General features: G+C 72.1%; 18 protein-coding genes. 12 read left to right on the top strand and 6 right to left on the bottom strand.

All coding sequences use genetic code 11. The features are described from left to right. Positions 1-13: 13 nt before the first annotated feature. Entirely contained in the window at positions 14-547 is a 534-nt protein-coding gene (locus ABEA87_RS40870) for a MarR family winged helix-turn-helix transcriptional regulator (protein WP_345639156.1), read from the top strand. A gap of 53 nt (positions 548-600) precedes the next feature. Here ABEA87_RS40870 and ABEA87_RS40865 read toward each other — a convergent pair whose 3' ends face one another. Then, a complete protein-coding gene (locus ABEA87_RS40865; RefSeq protein WP_345639155.1) occupies positions 601-1,944 on the bottom strand; it encodes an alpha/beta hydrolase family protein in 1,344 nt (447 codons plus the stop codon). Between the two features lie 203 nt (positions 1,945-2,147). Between ABEA87_RS40865 and ABEA87_RS40860 the strand changes: the two genes are divergently transcribed. The 11 genes from ABEA87_RS40860 (at position 2,148) to ABEA87_RS40810 (ending at position 12,793) form a co-directional block, all read left to right on the top strand. Beyond that, on the top strand, positions 2,148-3,533 hold the full coding sequence (locus ABEA87_RS40860) for a sensor histidine kinase (RefSeq protein WP_345639154.1): 1,386 nt from the start codon (positions 2,148-2,150) through the stop codon (positions 3,531-3,533). A gap of 152 nt (positions 3,534-3,685) precedes the next feature. Further along, entirely contained in the window at positions 3,686-4,348 is a 663-nt protein-coding gene (locus tag ABEA87_RS40855) for a response regulator transcription factor (RefSeq protein WP_345639170.1), read from the top strand. Positions 4,349-4,373: 25 nt separating this feature from the next. After that, positions 4,374-5,330 carry an LLM class F420-dependent oxidoreductase gene (locus ABEA87_RS40850; RefSeq protein ID WP_345639153.1) on the top strand — a complete coding sequence of 319 codons (957 nt, stop codon included), beginning with the start codon at positions 4,374-4,376 and terminating at the stop codon, positions 5,328-5,330. A 261-nt stretch (positions 5,331-5,591) separates the two neighbouring features. Further along, positions 5,592-6,455 (top strand): hypothetical protein, encoded by an 864-nt coding sequence (locus tag ABEA87_RS40845; protein WP_345639152.1) that lies wholly within the window; start codon positions 5,592-5,594, stop codon positions 6,453-6,455. A 3-nt stretch (positions 6,456-6,458) separates the two neighbouring features. Further along, complete coding sequence (locus ABEA87_RS40840; protein WP_345639151.1) at positions 6,459-7,043, top strand: GTP cyclohydrolase II; 585 nt, start codon at positions 6,459-6,461, stop codon at positions 7,041-7,043. A 9-nt stretch (positions 7,044-7,052) separates the two neighbouring features. Then, positions 7,053-8,084: a rhodanese-like domain-containing protein gene (locus ABEA87_RS40835; protein WP_345639150.1), complete on the top strand. Its 1,032-nt coding sequence runs from the start codon at positions 7,053-7,055 to the stop codon at positions 8,082-8,084. 133 nt (positions 8,085-8,217) lie between these two features. After that, on the top strand, positions 8,218-8,811 hold the full coding sequence (locus ABEA87_RS40830) for a universal stress protein (RefSeq protein WP_345639149.1): 594 nt from the start codon (positions 8,218-8,220) through the stop codon (positions 8,809-8,811). Between the two features lie 95 nt (positions 8,812-8,906). Beyond that, on the top strand, positions 8,907-9,527 hold the full coding sequence (locus tag ABEA87_RS40825; RefSeq protein ID WP_345639169.1) for a YflT domain-containing protein: 621 nt from the start codon (positions 8,907-8,909) through the stop codon (positions 9,525-9,527). Positions 9,528-9,632: 105 nt separating this feature from the next. Continuing rightward, entirely contained in the window at positions 9,633-11,843 is a 2,211-nt protein-coding gene (gene recD2 / locus ABEA87_RS40820) for an SF1B family DNA helicase RecD2 (RefSeq protein ID WP_345639147.1), read from the top strand. Next, a complete protein-coding gene (locus ABEA87_RS40815) occupies positions 11,840-12,502 on the top strand; it encodes a Rossmann-fold NAD(P)-binding domain-containing protein (RefSeq protein ID WP_345639146.1) in 663 nt (220 codons plus the stop codon). Before recD2 ends, ABEA87_RS40815 begins: the two co-directional genes overlap by 4 nt. An 84-nt stretch (positions 12,503-12,586) precedes the next feature. Then, positions 12,587-12,793 carry a hypothetical protein gene (locus ABEA87_RS40810; protein WP_345639145.1) on the top strand — a complete coding sequence of 69 codons (207 nt, stop codon included), beginning with the start codon at positions 12,587-12,589 and terminating at the stop codon, positions 12,791-12,793. 5 nt (positions 12,794-12,798) lie between these two features. Here the strand turns inward: ABEA87_RS40810 and ABEA87_RS40805 are convergent, their stop codons facing one another. From ABEA87_RS40805 to ABEA87_RS40785, 5 genes are all read right to left on the bottom strand, one after another. Continuing rightward, positions 12,799-13,881, bottom strand: a complete 1,083-nt coding sequence (locus ABEA87_RS40805) for an acyl-CoA dehydrogenase family protein (protein ID WP_345639144.1) — start codon at positions 13,879-13,881, stop codon at positions 12,799-12,801. Positions 13,882-13,957: 76 nt separating this feature from the next. Beyond that, positions 13,958-15,151, bottom strand: a complete 1,194-nt coding sequence (locus ABEA87_RS40800) for an acyl-CoA dehydrogenase family protein (protein WP_345639143.1) — start codon at positions 15,149-15,151, stop codon at positions 13,958-13,960. Continuing rightward, positions 15,138-15,767, bottom strand: a complete 630-nt coding sequence (locus tag ABEA87_RS40795; protein ID WP_345639141.1) for a TetR/AcrR family transcriptional regulator — start codon at positions 15,765-15,767, stop codon at positions 15,138-15,140. The genes ABEA87_RS40800 and ABEA87_RS40795 overlap by 14 nt, the downstream gene beginning before the upstream one ends. After that, positions 15,758-16,969, bottom strand: a complete 1,212-nt coding sequence (locus ABEA87_RS40790; RefSeq protein ID WP_345639140.1) for an acyl-CoA dehydrogenase family protein — start codon at positions 16,967-16,969, stop codon at positions 15,758-15,760. Before ABEA87_RS40790 ends, ABEA87_RS40795 begins: the two co-directional genes overlap by 10 nt. Positions 16,970-16,976: 7 nt before the next feature. Beyond that, the gene (locus ABEA87_RS40785) at positions 16,977-17,981 is read right to left on the bottom strand and encodes a phosphotransferase family protein (RefSeq protein ID WP_345639139.1); all 1,005 of its coding nucleotides are present in this window, start codon (positions 17,979-17,981) and stop codon (positions 16,977-16,979) included. Between the last annotated feature and the right edge of the window lie 331 nt (positions 17,982-18,312).

The following is an 18,312-nucleotide window of genomic DNA, read 5'->3' as shown; positions in this document are numbered from 1 at the left end:
TCAAGATGGAGCCGTGGACATCGGAGACACCCAGCCGCGCGGCGCGAACGACCCGTTGGCCAGGACCGAGCTGACCTTCCTGCTCGGAATGGCGTTCCAGCTCGTACTCGGCGAGTTCGTCCGGCGGGTCTCCGCCGCCGGGTACGCCGATCTGCGGCCCCTGCACGGGATGGTCTTTCAGGCGCTGCGCGGGCCGGGCGCCACGAGCACCGAGCTGGCCGAGCGGCTGGGCGTCACGAAGCAGGCCGCCGGCCAGCTCGTCGACGACCTGGAGCGGCGCGGCTACGTGCGCCGCGAGCCGCATCCGGCCGGCGGTCGGCGGCGACTGGTGGTGCTCACCGACAACGCGCACCGGCATCTCGCGGTGGCCGGCCGGATCCTGCACGAGCTGGAGGCGGAGTTGGCCCAGCGGCTCGACGCGCAGCACGGGCAGCACGGGCCGGGAGAGGAGCCGGCGGCCGACCTGGCCGGCACCCGGGTGGAGCTGGCCCGGCTGATCCGGGCGCTGGCCGGCGACGCGGTACCGCCGTTGCGCCCGATCTGGTGAGTCACCGGTGGCCCGCGCCGCGATCGCGACGGGGGCCACCGGGGCGGTTCGGGTCACCCGACGAACGACATCTCCGGGTAGCGCGGCGACGGGCCGTCGAGCAGGTGGCCGTCGCGGTGTCGCAGGAACCGGTCGAAGAACGCGCTCAGGTAGTCGTCCTCGACCGTGACGGCCCGGTCCGGGTCGAGGGTGCCGATGTCGCCGGTCACGGTCTGCGCGGGCAGGTGCAGCGCGGAGGCGATCTGCGGCACCAGCGTCTCGGCGTCGGTGAACGAGGCGTGGTCGGACCCGCGCAGGGTCAGATCGGCCTGCCATCCCGTGCTGTGCGCCCGGAACGAGGCCCAGGAGGCGTCGTCGGTGACGCTCTCGCCGCCCTCGCCGTCGCTGCCGATCAGCAGGAACGGGCGGTCCAGCCCGGAGGTGACCACGTCCGGGAAGTACGCCGGATCGTTCGCGGCCGACGAGTCCGGGTTCAGGGTCATGGTGCCGTCCAGGTTGACCCCGGCCTTGATGCGCGGATCGTCGTACATCGCCTGTGCCGCCGCGAACCCGCCCGCGGAGTGGCCGAACATGCCGACCTCGGCCAGGTTCATGGCACCGGCCAGGCCGGCCGGCACCGCCGAATCCCGGTGGCCGCCCCGGTCGATGGCGGTCAGTTCGTCCAGTACGAACGAGGTGTCCGCGGACCGGGTGGTGATGAGTTTGGTGACCCAGTCCACGGTCGGCTGCGGATCGGTGAGCACCTCGAGCCGGCCGTCGGGGAACTGCACCTCCGGAGATTCGTACGTGTTGTCGATGGTGACCACCAGGTACCCCCGGCTGGCCAACTGCTCGACCAGCGTGGTCGACCAGGTGCGCGGCTCCCCCAGCCCGGGCGAGAAGAGCACCACCGGCAGCTTGCCGGCCCGGCGGTCGACGGGCGCGTCGGGGTACGCGTGGGTGTCGGTGGCGGACCAGTCCACCGCGCCGGTCGGCAGGCTCAGGCCCAGGTAGTCGTTGGTGTCCACCGAGTCGAAGTGCGCGGCGGCCTTGGGCAGCATGTAGGGGGCGCTGGCCCGGCCGGCGGTACCGGACGCGGGGTAGAACAGGCTGACCATCAGCTCCCGGTACGGCGGGTCGTCGACCCACGGATCGGGCCGGGACCGGTCGATCAGGTGCAGTGACGCGGTACCCACCCGGTACGGTCCGGTCAGTGCGGGCAGGCTCCCCCGTACCTGCCCGTGGACCACCGTCGCCCCCGCGCCCGTACCGTCCGCGACGGCGGCCGAGGCGGTTCCGGGCGCCACGCCGGTCACCGCCATCCCGGCCGCCACGGCCAGCCCGGCGGCCAGCACCGCCGAGGCGCCCCTGGCGCGACGGGCGGCCGACCCGGCCAACCGGTCGTTGCTGTGCCTCATGGTGACTCTCCTTAGTCGTGTCGTGTCCTCGATGGGCTCCGACACTAGGAACGCGACCGGGTGGGGCGCGTCCCACCGGAGAGCGGAGTTGCGCCGGGCGGGGTGATACGCGGGTACGGGGCGTCGTGATACCCCGGTACCACGAGCCAATCCCCCCATGGGGTCAGGTCGCGGCCCGGTCGGCGCGCCTACCCTGGGCAACTATGCGGACCTCGGGCGACTGGCCACCCACCTCACCGGCGGACGCGCCGGCCGGCGCGGCGGCGGCACCGGGCCACGGCGCGGGCGCGACGGTGGCGGGTGGGATCTGGCCGCGCGCCAGCTGGCCGGTCGGCGCGCGGCGCGTGCTCGGCACGGCCGGACTGGCGCTGCGCACGCTGCTGCTGGGCGCCGACACCCGGCCGTCCTGGCTGGCCGCCCGGTCGCGCGCGACGCGCTGGCTGGTCGTCTCCGCGCTCACCGTGCTGACCGTGGGGCTGTTCAGGACGCAGGCCGAGATCGTGCGCCACGCGCACCCGTCGGTCGGCGTGTGGGCGCCGCTGATCGCACTGGTACAGGTACTGCCGCTGCCGCTGATCGTGCGGTACCCGCTGCTGGCCTGGCGGCTGGGTTACCTGGCCGCCCTGCTGGCCCCGCTGCTGCCGGAGCGCCCATGGGGGACCTGGGTGTGGGATCCCGCGCAGATCCCGGTGTTCGGGCTCGCCTTCTGCGTGGCCGGGCTGCGGTATGCCCGGCCGCTGCGGTGGGCGATGTGGGCGCTCATGGTGCCGCTGCTGTTCATTTGGGTTCCGGATATGAGCGACGCCGTCGGCGGCAATGTGGCCCTCACGATAGTCGTGGTGCTGCTCGACACGCGGTCCGCGCGTTCGCGCGCCCAGCGGGAGCTGCGGGTACAGACCGACCTCAGTGAGCTGGAGGCCAGCCGGCGCGCGGCACTGGAGGAGCGCACCCGGATCGCCCGGGAACTGCACGATGTGGTGGCGCACCACATGTCCCTGATCGCGGTACAGGCGGAGACGGCGCCGTACCGGCATCAGGGGGTACCGGAGCCGCTGCTCGACGAGTTCAGCTCGATCAGCGGTGCGGCGCGGGAGGCGCTGACCGAGATGCGCCGGCTGCTGGGCGTGCTGCGCAGCGAGGACACGGCGGCGCAGCGCGCGCCGCAGCCGGACCTGAGCGGGGTCTCCGAACTGGTGGAGGCGGCCCGACGGGCGGGCGTGCGGGTCGACCTGTCGGTGCGCGGGCACGCGGACCGGGTGCCGGCTACCGTGGGCGTCTGTGGGTACCGGATCGTGCAGGAATCGCTGTCCAACGCCGGCCGGCACGCGGCGGGCGCGGCGGTCGAGGTGGTCATCGACTTCGCACCGGACGCGGTGAGGCTGAGCGTGGTGAATGGGGCTGGCCGTGCCGAGGCGGCGGTTCGGGCCGGGACCGCGGTTCGGGCCGAGGCGGGTGGTCGGCGGGCCGGGCACGGGCTGACCGGCATGCGTGAACGCGTGGCGCTGCTGGGCGGCGAGCTGCGGTCCGGACCGACCGAGGAGGGCGGCTTCGAGGTGCGTGCGGTCCTTCCGCTGGCGGTGACGGCGTGACGGCCTCGGCGGGGGCCGGTGGGGCGGCCGGACCCGGCGCCGGCGCCACGGCGCGAGCCGCTACCGGCACTACGGCGCGAGCCGCTACCGGCACTACGGCGCGAGCCGGCGGCGGGGTCGCGCCCGGAGCCGCGGCCGTTGGGGCAGACCGGATCAGGGTGCTGATCGTGGACGACCAGGCCATGGTGCGCGAGGGCTTCGGCGCGTTGCTGGCCGCGCAGCCGGACCTGGTGGTGGTCGGCGACGCACCGGACGGGGCCGCCGCCGTGGCCGCGGCGCGCCGGACCGACCCGGACGTCGTCCTGATGGACGTGCGGATGCCGGTGATGGACGGCCTGGAGGCCACCCGACGGCTGCTGGACGTGCCGGCCGGGGTGCACCGGCCGAAGGTGCTCATGCTGACCACGTTCGACCTCGACGACTACGTGTACGAGGCGCTGCGCGCCGGGGCGAGCGGATTCCTGCTGAAGGACGCGCCCGGCGCCGAACTGGTGCACGCGGTCCGGGTGGTCGCGGCCGGCGAGGCACTGCTCGCGCCGTCGGTGACCCGGCTGCTGATCGCCGACTTCGCGGCCCGACCCAGGCCGGGGCGCCCCCGGCCGGCGGTGCTGGACACGTTGACGCCGCGGGAACTGGAGGTGCTCCGGCTGATCGCCCGGGGCAGGTCGAACGCCGAGATCGCCGGGACGCTGGTGGTCGCCGAGCAGACCGTGAAGACCCACGTGGGCCGGGTACTGTCCAAACTGGACCTGCGGGACCGGGCGCAGGCGGTGGTCTTCGCGTACGAGTCCGGGCTCATCGTCCCGGGCGAGTAGCGCCGCCGCCGGTATAGTGCGAACGATGAGGTCCGAGCCGCTCGGTATCACCATCCCGATGGGCGTTTCCCTGCCCGAACACGCCACCCTGCTGCCCCGGCTGGTGGAGGCCGGCTACGACCAGTTCTGGAGCAGCGAGACGGCCGAGTTCGACGCGTTCACCCCGCTCGTGCAGGCGGCCACGGTGGTGCCCGACGCCAGGCTGGGCACCGCCATCGCCGGCGTGTTCCAGCGCGGCCCGGCGCTGCTGGCGATGAACGCCGCCGGGCTGGCCGAACTGGCGCCCGACCGGTTCGTCCTCGGGGTAGGTGCCGCCTCGCCCGCCATCGTGCAGCGCTGGAACGGCGTGCCCTACGAGCGGCCGGTGCGCCGGGTGCGCGAGAGCGTGGAGTTCCTGCGCGCGGCGCTGGCCGGCGAGAAGCTGCCGGGTGGGTTCCGGCTGGAGCGCCCGCCGGCCACGCCGCCGCCGATCCTGGTCGCCGCGCTGCGCCCGACCATGCTGCGGCTGGCCGGCTCGCTGGCCGACGGGGCCATCCTCAACTGGCTGTCCGCCGAAGACGTCGCCCGGGTGGTGCCGTACGTGCACGAGGGCGGGCCGGACAAGCGGATCGTCGCGCGTGTCTTCCTCTGCCCCACCGAGTCACCGGACGTCGTCCGGGCCGCCGCCAAGCGGATGCTGGCCGGGTACCTCACGGTGCCGGGCTACGCGGAGTTCCACCGCTGGCTCGGCCGCGAGCAGCGGCTGGAGCCGATCTGGCGGGCGTGGCACGCGGGCGACCGGCGCGCCGCCGTCGGGGCGGTCGACGACGCGCTGGTGGACGAACTGCTGGTGATCGGTACGCCGCGGGAGTGCGCGGAGCACGTGCGCCGGTACGTCCACAATGGAGTTCAGGTGCCGGTGCTCGCGTTTCTGCCGCTGGACCCGTCCCGGAAGGTGGTGGACGACGCCATCGAGGTCGCCGCCCACTACCGCCGCGGCTGAACCGGCCGGTCACTCACTTCACCATCCGGCATCGACCGGGGGTCGCACCACTCTGGGCCCGGCATCTGGTGGACTCCAACCCCTGCGCGCTCGTACCCTTGCGCACAGGTGCTATCCAATCGGACGATTCTTGTTCTCCTTCGGGGGCTTCTACCGCGGTATCCCTGCTGGGACACTGATCGATGCGGCGGACGTCGGCGCCCGGCCTCGAGGTCACGGGCGAGCGGCCAAACCACGTCGAACAGGGAGGTCGAGGATTACGTGGCACGCTGGAAGCGGATCTTCAACGTCACGAACATCCCCCTCATCGTGGCAACCGTCGCATCCCTGTCGGTCGGCCTACTCGACGTCTACGGCAAGTTCGACCAGCAATCCGTGCCAACGGTCATTCTCTTCAGCATGTCGGCCCTGACCATAGGACTCCTCGTCGACCGGACGGCCTACTTCGAACGCATCGAGAACGCGATCGCGTCGGCACGGCCGAACTCCGAGAGTCATGGCGTCTTCGCGACTTACCTGGGCAGAAACGAACTGCCGACGTACCGGGAACTCGTGACCCATTGCCGCGAGCAGATCATGGTGATGAGCATAGATCTCGGCGAGACGGCCACCCGTTACATGGACTACCTCGCCGAGGCGGCCGCGACTCGCCGCCGGGTTCAGCTGATGGCCTTCGATCCCGATTCGTCGGAGATATCCCTCGTCGCGAAGCTGCGCGGGATGTCGGATGTAGATCTACGCAGTCATATCCGGACCAGCCTCAACAACATCGAGCAGCACAAGACGCGCCTGCCGGAATGGCAGCGCGATTACATCCAGGTCCGCGTATTCGACTGGACACCGACCTGGGGCGGCATCGCCATCGACCCAGGCCTGCCCACCGGACGCATCCTGTTCGACGTGTTCCAGTACCGCGTCGGGAAGGCGTTGTGGCCGGAGATCGAGTTGCGCGGCACCGAGGGCGACGGCGCCCTGTATTACCACTACGCACGGACCTACAACCAGGCGTGGCAGGACGCGACGCCGTGGCCCAAGACGGCATCGACGACGCCCCTCCCCGCCGCCGAAGCCGCGCAGCGCGGGCAGGCGTCGGATCAGACCCACGGACACGCGCAGAAAGGCTGAGCCTTGGCTCAATCTCCGATTGCCCAGTTCCACACCGACTACGGGTTGTTCAACATCGCCGCATTCGAGAGCGACACCTCAGCCGTGGACGTCGCGATGTGGATGGGTGACGTCACGGGCGACCCGGCACCCATCGTGCGCGTTCAGTCGAGCTGCCTTACGAGCACGGCGCTGATGGGGGACGTGTGCGACTGTGCCGAGCAGATGCGACTCGCCCTGTCAACGATCGCGGGCGAGCAGCGCGGCGTCTACATCTACCTGAGCCAGGAGGGGCGCGGCCTGGGGCTGTTCGAAAAGATCGCCGGACTCGCACAGATGAACGCGGGCGCCGACACGGTCGACGCCTACGCCCTGCGCGGCCTCGCGCCGGACATCCGCGTGTACGACGAAGCGCTGGACATCCTCCGGTCCCTCCGGGTCGGGCCCGCGATCCGGCTCATGACCAACAACCCGGCGAAGTTGCGGGCGCTCGCTGACGGTGGGATGACGGTCGCGCGGATGTCGGCCGAGGTCGCGCCCACGGAACGCACCAGGGGATACCTGACGACCAAGAAGGCCAGGTTCGGTCACCACCTCGACCTCGTATAGGAGCGCGTCATGACGGATGGCGCAATGAATGTCGTCGCTGAGGATCGCGGCGCCGTACTGCGGGCGTGCCAGACCTTCCTGGCGCGGGTGCCGGCCAACCTCAACTACCTGACGCCACCCGAACTGCTGCGGATATTGCAGACAGACCCGGACTCCGTCTACCTTCTCGACAACAGAACTCCCGAGGCGTACGCGAGCGGCCACATCCCCGGCGCGAAGAACGTGTGGATGAAAGACCTTCTGTCGGAGGAGGCTCTCGCCCAGCTACCTGCCGACCGCACCATCGTGGTCTGTTGCTGGGTCGGACACACGGCCAGTCAGGTACTGACGGTGCTCCAGCTGCTTGGGTACGACGCGGTTGGCCTCAAGTACGGCATGGGCGAACCGGCGAAGAAGGGCGAACCCCGCGGCGGGTGGCTGGATTACGGTTACCCGACGGAGCAGGATCAGCCAGTGGGTTCTACGCCGCGGTTCGCGGACGGGCCACGGCAGTCCCACACGGTGACGGTTGGCAAGGTGACCCGCGTGCTGCCGATCCGCACGGTGGCACCGGGCGTCCGCATCGCTTACGTGCAACTGCCGGGAGACGTCGAACTGTGCGCGGCCGCCGCTCAGGCATTGGCCGATCAAGCGGACGTACCGTGCGAAGTCATCGCGGCCCCCGAATCCAAGGCCGTTCCCCTGGCGCATGAGCTGGCCCGGCTCGTCGGCAAGCCGTACATCGTGCTGAGGAAGTCTCTCAAGCCCTACATGACAGGTGCGATCTCGGAGCGGGTCTCGGCATTGACCTCAGCGACACCCGAGCGCCTGTGGCTCGATCCGCTGGACGCGGAGCGCGTGCGCGGCAAACGCGTCTGGGTCGTGGACGACGTGATCACGACCGGATCGACCATGCGGGCCGCCGAGGCACTGATGACACGATCCGGCGCCACCGTCTCTCACCGGATGGCGGCCTTCGGCGAGGGCACGGAGTTCGATGACGTGGACGTGATCGTCGCGGCACGACTGCCGCTGTTCGAGGCGGCGGGTAGCACCACGTAGTCGCGGCGGGTCGGCGCCGACCGGCCGACCGAGCCCGCGCGCCGCGCCTCCACCGGCGCGTCAGCGGTGACCCCGCGTACAGGGATGGCAGCGTGCCGTCGTCGCCCAGCCGCGTCGCGCACCGGATCCTGGGGTGGACGGCGGACAGACCCGGCTGCCGGCGTCGCACTCGATCCCGGACCTCGTCGGGCAGCCTCCCGATCCCGGTCGGCGCGCCGGGGCCGGCCGGTGGCACGAATTCGCGGGTGTGCCGTGGTCCGAACGGCCCGCGACCCTTACTCTCTGGGACATGTTCGAGTTGGGCACCGACGGGCCGAGCGTTCTGGTGGTCGGTGTCGACGGGTCGGTGACCTCGCTGCGGGCCGGCGCCTACGCGGTCGGCATGGCCCGCAGGCAGGGCTCCAGGCTGGTGGTCGTGCACGTGGCCATGCCGAGCCGGTTCGCCAACATGGCGCCACAGAGCATGGCACTGGCCCGGCAGGCGGCCGCGGAGATCGCCGAGGAGCTGCGCGAGCAGGTGGTCGAGCAGGCAGCCGCCCGCGGGGTGTCGGCGACCTTCGTGGCGGTGCTCGGCGACCCGTTCACCGAACTGGTACGCGTCGCCGACAAGGAGCGGGCGGACGGCATCGTGGTGGGCGCGTCCACCGGCATAGGCCACAGGTTCGCCGGGTCGATGGCGGTACGGCTGATCCGCACCGGCCGCTGGCCGGTCACCGTGGTGCCCTGAGCCGCCCGGAAAACAATCTGGGCCCGAGTTAGCTCCCCCATGACCCGGGGAACCGGTACCGGGAAGCAGGAGGCGCACAGATGAGCACACCTTCCATGCCCTCGGGCGGCCCGATGTCCACTTTCGCCAACCTCACGAGCCGGCTCCCGTCGGGTCCCGGCGGCGTACCGTCGATCCCGGCCAACGGAGTTCCGCCCGCCGGACCGACCACCCAGGTCGCGTCGTTCGACGATTACCCGTCGGCGCAGCGCTCGGTGGACTTTCTGTCCGACAACGGCTTTCCGGTCGAACAGAGCACGATCGTGGGCACCGATCTGCGGCTGGTGGAGAACGTACTGGGCCGGTTGACCACCGGGCGGGCGGCGCTGGCCGGTGCGGCCAGCGGAGCCTGGTTCGGGGTGCTGATCGGGCTGCTGCTGGGCATCTTCACCGTTTCGTCCTGGTGGCAGGTGCTGGTGGCCGCGATCGTCATCGCCACCGCGTGGGGCGCGATTTTCGGCGCCATCGCGCACGCGGCGACCGGCGGGCGTCGCGACTTCAGCTCGCGCACCTCCCTGCTGGCCGAGCACTACGCGGTCAACGTCGGCGCGGACCACGCGGAGGCGGCCCGGCAGCTGCTGACCCGGCTGAACTGGCAGTCCACCATGACCCCGGACGGCGGCTCGATGGGCCCGCCGGACGGCGGGTCGACCCCGGACGGCGAGCAGCGCGCCTGACCCGGGCGAACCTCGACTCCCGGCTCCGGCGGCGGCGACCCGCCGGAGCCGGGCACCCCGCGTATCCTGCGCGGCGGCGGCTCCGGGCCGGCCTACGATGGCTCAGTGACCGCGCCGCACCCGTACACCGCCGTACTGGACGCCGTGCTGGAGCGCCTCACGTACGTGAACGAGGAGACCGGTTACACCGTCGCGCGGGTGGCCACCGACTCGGGCTCCGACCTGCTGACCGTCGTCGGGGCGCTGCTGGGCGCCCAGCCCGGCGAGACTCTCCGGCTGCGCGGGCGGTGGTCCAGCCACCCGAAGTACGGCCGCCAGTTCGAGGTGGAGTCCTACACCACCGTGCTGCCCGCGACCGTCCAGGGCATCCAGCGGTACCTCGGCTCCGGCCTCATCAAGGGCATCGGGCCCCGGTTCGCGGAGCGGATCGTCGAGCGCTTCGGCGTGGACACGCTGACCGTCATCGAGCAGACCCCGGCCCGGCTCATCGAGGTGCCGGGGCTCGGCCCCAAACGCACCGCGAAGATCATTACCGCCTGGGAGGAGCAGAAGGCCATCAAGGAGGTGATGGTCTTCCTGCAGGGTGTCGGGGTGTCGACTTCGCTGGCGGTGCGCATCTTCAAGCAGTACGGCGACGAGTCCATCGCCGTGGTGCAGAAGGAGCCGTACCGGCTGGCCGCCGACGTATGGGGCATCGGGTTCAAGACGGCCGACACCATCGCCCAGTCCGTCGGCATCCCCCACGACAGCCCGCAGCGGGTGAAGGCCGGGCTGCAGTACACGCTGTCCGAGGCCACCGATGACGGGCACTGCTACCTGCCGCAGGCCCAGCTGGTCACCGACGCCGGAAAGATCCTCGGAGTACCCGCCGACCTGATCGACCGCTGCCTCGACGAGCTGGCGGCCGAGGAGGGCGTGGTCCGCGAGGAGCTGCCCGACGACGTCACGGCGGTCTATCTCGTGCCGTTCCACCGCGCCGAGCTCTCGCTGGCCGGCAGCCTGCTGCGGCTGCTGCGCGAGCGCACCGACCGGATGCCGCACTTCGTCGACGTCGACTGGGACAAGGCGCTGGCCTGGCTGCGCCGGAGCACGGGTGCCCAGCTCGCGCCTGAGCAGGAGCAGGCGGTCCGGCTGGCGCTGACGTCCCGGGTGGCCGTGCTGACCGGCGGGCCGGGCTGCGGCAAGAGCTTCACCGTCCGCTCCATCGTCGAGCTGGCCACCGCCAAGCGGGCCAAGGTGCTGCTGGTCGCGCCGACCGGCCGGGCGGCCAAGCGGCTGTCGGAGCTGACCGGGTACCCGGCCGCGACCGTGCACCGGCTGCTGCAGCTGCGCCCGGGCGGCGACCCGTCCTTCGACCGGGACCACCCGCTCGACGCCGACCTGCTGGTCGTGGACGAGGCGTCCATGCTCGACCTGATCCTGGCCAACAAGCTGGCGAAGGCCATCCCGGCGGGTGCGCACGTGCTGCTGGTCGGCGACGTCGACCAGCTGCCCTCGGTCGGCGCCGGCGAGGTGCTGCGCGACCTGCTCGCCGCCGAGGCGATCCCGAGGGTCCGGCTGACCCAGATCTTCCGGCAGGCGCAGGAGTCCGGCGTGGTCACCAACGCGCACCGGATCAATGCGGGCCGGCCGCCGCTGACCACCGGGCTGCCGGACTTCTTCCTGTTCGCCTGCGAGGAGACCGAGGCCGCCGCCGCGCTCACCGTGGACGTGGCGTGCCACCGCGTCGCCAAGCGGTTCGGGCTCGACCCGCGTCGCGACGTCCAGGTGCTCGCGCCGATGCACCGCGGCCCGGCCGGGGCCGGTGCGCTCAACACCCTGCTGCAGCAGGAGCTGACCCCGGCCCGGGACGGGCTGCCGGAGCGGCGCATGGGTGGGCGGGTGTTCCGGATCGGCGACAAGGTGACCCAGATCAGAAACAACTACGACAAGGGCGCGGCAGGGGTGTTCAACGGTACCCTGGGCGTGATCACCGCACTGTCCACAGAGGACCAGACGCTGACCGTACGCACCGACGAGGACGAGAGCATCGACTACGACTTCGACGAACTGGACGAGCTGTCACACGCGTACGCGATGACGATCCACCGCTCGCAGGGCTCGGAGTACCCGGCCGTGGTCATTCCGCTGACCACCAGCGCCTGGATGATGCTGCAACGCAACCTGCTCTACACGGCGGTGACCCGGGCCAAGAAGCTGGTGGTGCTGGTCGGCTCACGCCGGGCGCTGGCGGCGGCGGTGCGCACGGTCGGTGCGGGCCGGCGGCACACCGCGCTGACCTACCGGCTGGACGGACCAGAAAGGGTGCGATCATGAGGGTGATCCTGTTCGGCGCCACCGGAATGCTCGGTCAGGGCGTGCTGCGCGAGTGCCTGCTCGACCCCGACGTCGAGCGGGTGCTGGCCGTCGGCCGCACCGCCACCGGGCGCCGGGACGCCAAGCTGAGCGAGATCACGCAGCCCGACCTGGCCGACCTGTCCGGCGTCGAGGAGCGGCTGACCGGGTACGACGCGTGCTTCTTCTGCCTGGGCGTGTCGTCGAACGGCATGAGCGAGGACGCGTACCGCGCGGTCACCTACGACCTCACCGTGGCGGTCGGGCAGACCCTGTCCCGGCGCAACCCCGACATGGCGTTCGTCTACGTCTCCGGGCAGGGCACCGACAGCACCGAGCACGGCCGCACGATGTGGGCCCGGGTCAAGGGGCGCACCGAGAACGCGTTGCTGGCAATGCCGTTGCGGACGTACCTGTTCCGGCCCGGGTACATCCAGCCGATGCACGGAGCCACGTCGAGGACCCCGCTGTACCGCCGGCTGTACCGGGTGACGACGCCGTTCTATCCGCTGCTGCGCAGGGTCGCCCCCCGGCACATCACCACCACCGAGCGGGTCGGTCGCGCGATGATCAACGCGGCGAGGTCCGGCGCGCCCAAGCGGATCCTGGAGAACCCGGACATCAACGCTCTGGCGGGCTGATGCGCGGCGGCGCCGGCCCCCGCCGGATTGGCACCGGGTCGCTACCCTGCGCGCACGGCTCGGAACGAGCACGCCACCCACCGCATGCCGCGACGCGGTTGGCCGGAGCGACTGGCGCACTTCTGCGTGATCGCGGGCCCGGTCGCCTCGTTCGTCGCCGCCCACTTCCTGCTCGTCCCTGCCCTGCTCAGTCGGCTGAGCCGGGCCACGCACGGCTCACCGACGTGGATGGCCGCGGCCGGCTGGGCGACCGCCGCACCCGCCCTGTCCCTGCTCGCCCTCTACGCGTGACCCGATCAGCGGGGCGGCAGGTCGACCAGCTCGCCGAGGAGCGCCCGGTGCTGGGCCGGTGTACCCAGGGCGATGGCGGAACTCTTGGCCCGCTTCAGGTACCAGTGCGCCCGGTGCTCCCAGGTGAAGCCGATCCCGCCATGCAACTGCACGCACTCCTCCGCCGCCCGTACCGCGACCGGGGCGCAGTGCGCCTGGGCCAGGCTGGCCGCCACGGCCGCGTCCGGATCCGCGTCGGCGAGGCACCCGGCCGCGTACCGGGCCACCGCCCGGGCCTGGGTGACCTCCACCCATAGCTGGGCCAGCCGGTGCTTGACCGCCTGGAACGAGCCGACCGGCCGGGCGAACTGGTACCGGGTCTTCACATAGTCCACGGTGGACGCTAGACACCAGTCGGCCACACCGAGCTGCTCCGCGGCCAGGATCGCGGCGCCGACCCGCAGCGCGGACGTCCAGGCCGCCGCCGCCCGCTCGGCGTCGCCCAGCAGGGTGGCCGGCGCCGAGGTGAACGTGACCGTCGACAGTGGACGGGTCTGGTCCAGCGCGGTGACCGGCGTCAGCGTGGCGCGCGCGGCGTCCACCGCGTACAGCCCGTCCGGGGTCGGCACGATGAGCAGGTCGGCGGCGTGCGCGTCCGCCACGCTCGTGACGGTACCGGTGAGGGTCCCGCCGTCGGCGCGCACCGCGGCGGGCACCGGTGCCCCGGGCGGCGTGGACAGCGGGAGCACCAGGACCGCCAGCAGGTCGGCCGAGGCCACCTTGGGCAGCAGGTCGACCGCGTCGCAGGACAGCAGCGCGGCGGTACCCAGCACTGCGCCCAGCCACGGTACCGGCGCGGCCGCCCGGCCCACCTCCTCGGCGACCACGGCGACCTCCCGCCAGGACGCTCCGGCCCCGCCGCGATCCTCCGGGATCGCCAGGGCCGCGCACCCGATGCCACCGGCCAGCGCCCGCCACGCGTCGCTCCCGGCCCAGCCGTCGCCGGCGGGGTCACCGCCGGACGAAACGCCGCCGGCGGTGCGGGCGAGCGCCTGGCGCACCGAGGCGCGCAACTCCTCCTCGACGTCGCTGTAGAGCAGGGTGCTCATCGCGCCACCTCGCTATGCTCGCCGGCACGATGAGGCTCAACAGGGGTGTGCCTCATGATTCGCTCGCTACGCTCGCTCATCGGGGCAGGTCCTTCCACGCGACGTCCTTGTCGGCCCGGGGCTCGGTGGGCAGCCCGAGCACCCGCTCGGCGATGATGTTGCACAGGATCTCGGAGGTGCCGCCCTCGATGGAGTTTCCCTTGGCTCTCAGGTACCGGTACCCGGGCGTCCGGTTCTCCCAGTCCACTATGGACGGCCGGCGCATGGTCCAGTCGTCGTAGCGCAGCCCCTCCTCGCCCAGCAGCTCCAGTTCGAAGCCGGAGACCTCCTGGTTGAGCCGCGCGTACGCGTACTTGACCGCGGAGCCCTCGGCACCGGGCGCACCGGCCGCCAACTGCTCGCGCAGCCGGGTCGCGGCGAGCCGGCCGGCCTCGGCCGCCACCCACAGCCTCATCAGCCCGTCGTGCGTACCCGGGCCGCGCGACTCGGGCCGCTCCCGCCAGGTACGTGCCAGTGCACCGATCATGCCGGCCTCGCGCGGTACCGCACCGCCGCCGATGGCCACCCGCTCGTTCATCAGGGTGGTCTGCGCGACCCGCCAGCCCTCGCCGACCGCACCCAGGCGGTGCGCGTCGGGGATCCACACGTCGGTGAGGAACACCTCGTTGAACTCGGCCTCGCCGGTGATCTGGCGCAGCGGCCGCACCTCCACACCGGGCGCGGTCATGTCGCACACGAAGTAGGTCAGGCCCTGATGCTTGGGCAGGTCCGGGTCTGTGCGGGCGAGCAGGATGGCCCAGCGTGCCTCGTGCGCCATCGAGGTCCACACCTTCTGGCCGTTGACCGTCCAGCCCTCGACGCCGTCCGGCCCGACGCCGCGCACCGCGCGGGTACCCAACGCCGCCAGGTCCGATCCGGCGCCCGGCTCGCTGAACAGTTGGCACCAGACCTCCTCGCCCGTCCACAGTGGGCGGAGCCAGCGCTGGCGCTGCTCGTCGGTGCCGTGCCTCAGGATCGTGGGCGCGGCCATGCCCAGGCCGATGCCTATCCGCATCGGGTCGTTATCCGGCGCGCCGGCCTGGACGAGGGCGGCGTCCACCGCCTGCTGCGCGGCCCGCGGCAGGCCGAGCCCGCCGAGCCCGGCCGGGAAACTGACCCAGGCGAGCCCGGCGTCGAACCGGGCGCGCAGGAACTCCAGCCGGTCGGTGCTCGCCGGGTCGTGCTCCGCGAGCAGGTCTCGTACCCGTCCGGAAAGCTCATCGGTCTGCATCGGACTCCTCACCGACATCCTGTGGGCCCGGTGCGGATGCGCCGAGCCCGGCCAGCACGAAACCGGCGATCTCGTCGGCCAGCTCACGAGGGGTGGTCGGCCCGTCCGGGCGGTACCACTGCGGAAGCTGGTTGACGATGCCGAACACCATCAGGGTCACCGTCTGCGCCGAGACCGTGTCCGTGAACTCGCCGTCGCGCTGGCCGCGCTCGACGAGTTCGCGCACCGCCTCGTGGTACCGGCGGCGCTGGGCGCGCAGCGCAGCCGACTTGTCGCCCGCGAGCCTGTGCAGTTCCCGGGCGGAGACCGTGGCCGCACCCAGTTGGGCGGCGGTGGTCACCACCAGATCCGTGATGAGGGCCCGCAGCTCCCGCGGCGCCGGTTCGCGCACCGCCTGGATGCGTTCCAGCCCGGCCAGCTGCACGCTGATCAACTCGTGGTAGATCTCGTAGAGCAGGTCGTCCTTGGACCGGAAGTAGTGGTACATGGCGCCCTTGGTGACCTGTGCGCGCTCCACCACCTCCTGCACCGAGGTGGCGTCGAAGCCCTGCTGGGCGAACAGCTCCACCGCCGCGTCCAACACGCGCCGGACCACGCCGGTGCCGGTCACCGCCACCGGGCGAGTTCCTGGCGGGCCACCGAGCGCCGGTGCACCTCGTCGGGTCCATCCGCGATCTGCAGCGTGCGCAGGTGCGCGTACAGGTACGCCAGCGGCGTGTCCTGGCTCACGCCGGCCGCGCCGAAGACCTGGATGGCCCGGTCGATGACCCACCTCGCGGCGTCCGGCGCGACCACCTTGATGGCCGCGATCTCCATGGCCGCACCCTTGTTGCCCACCGTGTCCATCAGCCAGGCCGCCTTGAGCACCAGCAGCCGGGCCTGTTCGATGCGCAGCCGGGACTCGGCGATCCAGTCCCGCACCACCCCCTGGTCGGCGATCGCCCCGCCGAACGCCCGGCGCCCCAACGCCCGCTGGCACATCAGCTCCAGCGCCCGCTCGGCCATCCCGATCGCGCGCATGCAGTGGTGGATGCGGCCCGGCCCCAGCCGCGCCTGAGCCAGCGCGAAGCCCCGATGCGGCTCGCCGAGCAGGTTGCCCGCCGGCACCCGCACCCGATCGAACACGATCTCCGCATGCCCACCGTGCGCCTGGTCGCCGTACCCGAACACGGTGGTCGGCCGCACCACGGTCAGCCCGGGGCTGTCCATCGGCACCAGCACCATGCTGTGCCGCTGATGCCGCTCGCCCTCGGAGTCGCTGACCCCCATCACGATGGACACCGCGCAACGCGGGCTCATCGCCCCGGACGACCACCACTTGCGGCCGGTGATGACGTACTCGTCGCCGTCGCGCTCGATCCGGGTGGCTACGTTGTTCGCGTCGGAGCTGGCGACCTCGGGCTCGGTCATCGAGAAGCAGGACCGGATCTCACCGTTCAGCAACGGGGTGAGCCACCGCTCCTGCTGCTCCGGCGTGCCGAACATGGCCAACAACTCCATGTTGCCCGTGTCGGGCGCCGAGCAGTTCATCGCCTCCGGCGCGAGGTGCGGGCTGCGACCGGCCGTCTCGGCGATGGGCGCGTACTCCAGATTGGACAGTCCGGCACCGAACGGCGAGTGCGGCAGGAAGAGGTTCCACAGCCCGCGCTCGCGCGCCTGGCTCTTCAGGTCCTCCAGCACCGGCGGCGCACCCCACTGTCCCGGCCGCGCCGCCAACTGCTCGGCGAAGACCTTCTCCGCCGGGTACACGCACTCCGTCAGGAATTCCGTGGCCCGCCGCTGGAGGTCGAGCGCCGCGTCGCTGAATCCGAAGTCCATGCCGTCCTCATCCCTTCCGCAGTGTGGCGTGCGCCTGCTCGATCAGGACCGGCACCGCCGCGCCGAACGTGTCGAACCCCTCCCCGACCGTCTTGCCCTGCAGGTACCGCGCGTGGATGCCCTCCGAAATGACGGCGAGCTTGAAGTGCCCGAAGGCGATGTACCAGTCGAGGCCGGCGAGCGGGATGCCGCTTCCCCGCGCGTACCGCTCCGCCAGTGCCGGCCCGGACGGGAACCCCTCCGGCACCCGTGGAGTCAGCCGCAGCCCGGTCTGGTCGCTGTAGACCACCAGCAGCCCGACGTCGGCCAACGGATCGCCGATCGTGGCCATCTCCCAGTCCATCACCGCCGCGATGCCGGTCAGCGACCGGTCGAGCATGACGTTGTCCAACCGGTAGTCGCCGTGCACGATGCCGGGCCTCGGCGAGACCGGTACGCCGTCGAGCAGCCGCGCGGTGACCTCCTCCAGCAACGGCAGCTCACGGGTCTTGGCGCTCTCCCACTGCCGGTGCCAGCGCTGAACCTGGCGCAGCAGATATCCGTCCGGGCGCCCGAAGGACTCCAGCCCGATGGTCGTGTAGTCGATGGCGTGCAGCCGCAGCAGCGTGTCCACCAGCAGGTCGCCGTGCCGCCGGGCCGCGTCGGGCGGCACCTCGCGCAGCGTCTCGCCGCGCAGCACGACGCCGTCGACGTACTCCATGATGTAGAACGGGGCGCCGATCACGTCCTCGTCGGTGCACAGCAGCAGCGGTCGGGCCACCGGGAACCCCGCCTCGGCCAGCGCCGCGGTCACCCGGTACTCCCGGGCCATGTCGTGCGCCGACGGCAGCACCAGACCCAGCGGCGGGCGACGCAGCACGACCTGCCCGGTCCGCCCGCGCACCAGGTAGGTCAGGTTGGACCGACCACCGCTGATCACCTCGGCGTCCAGGGGCCCGGACAGCCGCCCGTCCGCCGCCTCAAGCAGCAGGCTGCCGGCGCGGTCGAGGTCGAGCCCGGGGGTCTGGCTCATCGCGGCGCCTGGCCGTCCGGCCCGTTCGGCCCGTTCGGCCCGCTCGGTCCTGGCGTCCGGCCCATCGCACGCACCTCCATACCGACTGGTCGGTATGGACGCTATGCCGGTCGGGTCGCCCCGTCAACGCCCCGCCACCGCCGGGCCGCGAGGCCCGAGGCCCGAGGCCCGAGGCCCGAGGCCCGAGGCCCGAGGCCCGAGGCCCGAGGCCCGAGGCCCGAGGCCCGCGACGCGAGGCGCGAGGCCCGCGACGCGAGGCGCGAGGCCCGCGACGCGAGGCGCGAGGCCCGCGACGCGAGGCGCGAGGCCCGCGACGCGAGGCGCGAGGCCC

This window comes from Rugosimonospora acidiphila, assembly GCF_039543385.1.
Classification (GTDB): Bacteria; Actinomycetota; Actinomycetes; order Mycobacteriales; family Micromonosporaceae; genus Rugosimonospora; species Rugosimonospora acidiphila.
The sequence above is the reverse complement of the archived record's forward strand: the minus strand, read 5'-3'. Positions and strand labels throughout refer to the sequence as shown.

Bases quoted from the DNA above. Each gene is read 5' to 3' on its own strand.
- ABEA87_RS40865 (WP_345639155.1), bottom strand. From the start codon at position 1,944: ATGAGGCACAGCAACGACCGGTTGGCCGGGTCGGCCGCCCGTCGCGCC.
- ABEA87_RS40860 (WP_345639154.1), top strand. From the start codon at position 2,148: ATGCGGACCTCGGGCGACTGGCCACCCACCTCACCGGCGGACGCGCCG.
- ABEA87_RS40850 (WP_345639153.1), top strand. From the start codon at position 4,374: ATGAGGTCCGAGCCGCTCGGTATCACCATCCCGATGGGCGTTTCCCTG.
- ABEA87_RS40835 (WP_345639150.1), top strand. From the start codon at position 7,053: ATGACGGATGGCGCAATGAATGTCGTCGCTGAGGATCGCGGCGCCGTA.
- ABEA87_RS40825 (WP_345639169.1), top strand. From the start codon at position 8,907: ATGCCCTCGGGCGGCCCGATGTCCACTTTCGCCAACCTCACGAGCCGG.
- ABEA87_RS40815 (WP_345639146.1), top strand. From the start codon at position 11,840: ATGAGGGTGATCCTGTTCGGCGCCACCGGAATGCTCGGTCAGGGCGTG.
- ABEA87_RS40810 (WP_345639145.1), top strand. From the start codon at position 12,587: ATGCCGCGACGCGGTTGGCCGGAGCGACTGGCGCACTTCTGCGTGATC.
- ABEA87_RS40805 (WP_345639144.1), bottom strand. From the start codon at position 13,881: ATGAGCACCCTGCTCTACAGCGACGTCGAGGAGGAGTTGCGCGCCTCG.
- ABEA87_RS40800 (WP_345639143.1), bottom strand. From the start codon at position 15,151: ATGCAGACCGATGAGCTTTCCGGACGGGTACGAGACCTGCTCGCGGAG.
- ABEA87_RS40790 (WP_345639140.1), bottom strand. From the start codon at position 16,969: ATGGACTTCGGATTCAGCGACGCGGCGCTCGACCTCCAGCGGCGGGCC.
- ABEA87_RS40785 (WP_345639139.1), bottom strand. From the start codon at position 17,981: ATGAGCCAGACCCCCGGGCTCGACCTCGACCGCGCCGGCAGCCTGCTG.